The sequence below is a fragment of the Verrucomicrobiota bacterium genome (genome assembly GCA_016871535.1).
Lineage (GTDB): Bacteria > Verrucomicrobiota > Verrucomicrobiia > Limisphaerales > SIBE01 > VHCZ01.
In genome coordinates, this window is record VHCZ01000406.1 from 1 (window position 1) to 3,462 (window position 3,462).

General features: G+C 59.6%; 1 protein-coding gene and 1 pseudogene. One reads left to right on the plus strand and one right to left on the minus strand.

Going from position 1 to position 3,462, the window contains the following annotated elements; genetic code table 11:
• Positions 1–126: 126 nt before the first annotated feature.
• Positions 127–294, plus strand: a pseudogene (locus tag FJ398_26825) (PIG-L family deacetylase).
• 610 nt (positions 295–904) lie between these two features.
• Here FJ398_26825 and FJ398_26830 read toward each other — a convergent pair.
• Positions 905–2,659, minus strand: a complete 1,755-nt coding sequence (locus tag FJ398_26830; protein MBM3841496.1) for a hypothetical protein — start codon at positions 2,657–2,659, stop codon at positions 905–907.
• Positions 2,660–3,462: the final 803 nt, after the last annotated feature.

The window sequence follows — 3,462 nt, forward strand, 5'->3', positions numbered from 1 at the left end:
GAATTTTGCCTGGGGCTGCGTTGCTCCTCGGTCACAGCCCCACTGGCGGGGGATGCTCGCTCGTCGCGCCTTGCCCCAGGCCAAATTGGGCGCAACGAACGTGAGCGTATTTACGAAACGGACCACTTAGTCTCCACACTCTCCTCTTTTCATGTCGGTGAAGTGAAGCGCAACCCGTACCATCTTCGTCTGCCCGGCTGGATGATGGACAACGTGCGGCGCGGCGGCGAGTTGGTGGGCGGGCAGGGGAAGGCGGCGCCCGACTTTCTTTTCGGAACTCTTTATCGACTGCGCCCCTGGCGCGCACGCACCTTTGAGCCGGCGTTTTCACAAGGCCGATTCGTCAGCGCCACGGACGCCTGCATCGCGCCTTGGAGACGGCTTAGCCGTCGAGTTGTGAGAAGCGGCTTTCCCGCCAGGACCTTGCGCCGATCGGGCGCGGGCAACTGCCGTTTTTAGGGTTATGGGCTCAATGCAGAGGGCGGACCATTCGCCGACATCGGCAAGGGCCCCGATGGGGTCCGGGTCGCATTCATGCAGGAGAGCGGGACATTGAGCCAGACTGTTTCCGGCTTCGTCCCAGGCGAAAAATATTGGCTGGTTTACCCCGAGAATGTCCGAGGCCTTTGTGGTGGAGAGCGGCCTGCCGCGCTGACCGCGAGAGTCGGCGGGACGACTGTGGTGTCTGAGCACGAAATGGGGATTGTGGGCGGTTGGAATCCATTGGCCTTGTGACCAGTGACACTTTTGCTGCCGCCGAAGCCGAAATGACATTGTCGTTGACCAAAGGCGGATTGGGCGACTCGACGGCCCTGATCGATGCTCTGCGCCTTTTGAGCCGGCGCAGAGCATCAGAACGGTCGTTTTGCCCCAAACCGTTCAGTTGGTCTGAGGCTGCATCTCGTTAGGGCGTGGTCGGAAGGTTCAAGCGATAGAAGCCAAACTCGCCCGGGGGCGTGGTGTCGGTGAGGAACGCGATGCTTGAGCCGTTGGCCAGCATCGTGATTCTCGGCTGCGGGGCCACCGGTTCCCATAACTCCAGCAAGAGAGTAAAGCCGAATGGGTCGATGACCGTTTGCTCCAGGGATTCCATTCCTCCGCCGTTCAGCGTGCAGCCGGCCTGCCAGTTAAATCGGTAAATACTTTGGGCAGGCATCATGACCACGCTCGCGGGGTCCAGCGCCAGGATCGTCCAGTTCTTGTGCAGCGGCTGGCCCGAGGTCCATTCGCCTACCAAGTTCACTTCCTGGCCGGACCGGGTCGTGATAATGCTGGCGCGTCCTACGTTGATGGACTGACCGAAGTTCCGTGCGCCATTCGGGTTCACGCCCAAAAACAAACGGACTTTTTCACTGAAGAAAGCCGTGTCCGCGCGCGGCATCGACCCTTTGGCCTGGGAGCCGTCCGGAGCGGTGATGGTGAAATCGGTGTCGTTGTTCACGCTGATCGTCCAGGGACCGGCAAAGGGCGCGCCGGTCAGGCCGCAGAGGAATCCGCGGCCGGAAAAGGCCGCCGGGTCGGGAGAGTTTGCGCGGTATCCCAAGGTGGCGGTCGCACCGGAGCGTCCGTCAAATTCAAGGGTGAATCGAACGACGTTGGAATTGTTGATGCCACCGTATTCGTCGGTGCTGTAACCGGTCGGAGTGTTCTGGTTCAACGCATCGAGCGGCTTAGCCACCAGCCACAGGTAAGCCTGGAAACCGGTGGACCCGCCAGCTGGCGGGTTGGTGATGGTGAAGGAGTAGGTCGCGGGGGCGCTGCCAATCCAACTGGCTTCGATCCAGGGCGCGGTGGTGATTCCGTTATAGTGCTTCGCCAGACCCGCGCTCGCGTTGAACTGCAGGCCAGGCGCCCCCGACGCCGCCAGCCCCAACCGGGGCGGACGCGGCCTTGAACTGGGCGTGCCCGCGACGGCGACTATCGTCCCGGTCCAGACTTCATCGAAGGTGACAGCGTTATTCACGAAGTCCCAACTCTTGGTCACCAGCACCACGGGGATGGTCACCACCGAACCGTCCGGGGATACAGTCACAAGGCCCTCCGCCCGGTTGGTCCCCCCGGCGATGGGCCATGCACTGGTGGCCAGGGTTTCGCCAACCCCCAAAACCGACGGCTGGCTCCAGTCCCGATGGCCGGCCTTAAAACTCAGGCTCATTCCGGACGCCGCTTCGCCCGCCACACTGGCGTGGCCGTTGGTGATGTCCAGTGTCAGATCGCGATAGGCCAGATAGAGGGAGTGTTGATCATACAACGCACACACCGCCCCGAAGTTATCCACTCCTTTCCAGACTTGATTGGGATCGCCGCCCGTCGGGTGAAACGATGGGTTGTTCGTGTCGGAACTTGGACTGCCGGGATTTAACCGGGCGCGGATGGAACTGCCGCCGTTAAAGGTCAGCCGTCCGTTTAGGTTAGTCGTGGCCACGAGAGTGCCCTCGAAACAATTCACCATCGCTCGAGAAACTTGGCCGGTGACGGTGAATTGTCCCCAGCCGAAGGTTCCTCCCAAGGAAACACTCAGGGTAAGACTGCTCTGGAGAGGATCGACGGTGTAGGTGGCACTCTGGGCCCGCACTGGGTTGGTCGCGCACAGCAGGAGGGCGATTCCCACGACGCTGCCCATGACTTTCTGGACGGAGGAAGATGCGTTACTGCTCATGGCATGGAGGGACCGAACAAGTTCCAGTTTTGGGGTCATGAATGAACTCTACCGAAGTCGGGCGGCGAAAGTCAATTCATCTGTCGGTTCTTCGGTTCACAAAACCGCTCTCAGATTTTTGCAAGGAGCCTCGTAATCGTAATCGTCATCGTCATCGTAATCAGCTAGTCGCTCTCGCTGGCGGGGCTTACTGATAGGCATTTGCTTTTTCGACGTGGCTGACTGATAGACAGCCACCGTCGGCGGGACTTCTCCGTCGCCGGCGAAAAGTGCCGCACCCGCATCGCATCCGTCATTTTCTCAAGCGCTTCAGAAACGGTCATTGACAGCGCCGCAACCCTCCCGCAATATGCGACACAACAAAACTTCCAGTCGCATACTCACCAGTTGAACTAAACCGCTTCGCGGAGGGGTGCAGAAGGGCACGGGAGGAAGTTTCCAGATGAAGCCAGTTCCCGGAGAGTGGTTGGCCTATGACTCCATTACGAGCGAACGCAGGACCGGTTTTGATTTTTCTGCCCCCATGTTTCTGCCATGAGCTTCGAGCCAGGCGTGCCGGTCCACCGTCATGGTTTCCAGAGCCGATGACTTGAGGATTGGTGATTGAGGATTCCAGAAAAGCCGAACCCCTATCAAGCCCGCGCGGTCAATAGGGAAAAACATTCCGTGACGAAGATTTTTTTCTTCGTCTGGCGTTCCTCAGAACGGGAGGTCCGACTTGATTTCCAGTTGTGCAGCTTGGAACGTAGTTGTTGAGCAACGGAGTTCCAGCTAAACACCTATTGGGATTCGGTCGGGCGGTG

Bases quoted from the DNA above. Each gene is read 5' to 3' on its own strand.
- FJ398_26830 (MBM3841496.1), bottom strand. From the start codon at position 2,659: ATGAGCAGTAACGCATCTTCCTCCGTCCAGAAAGTCATGGGCAGCGTC.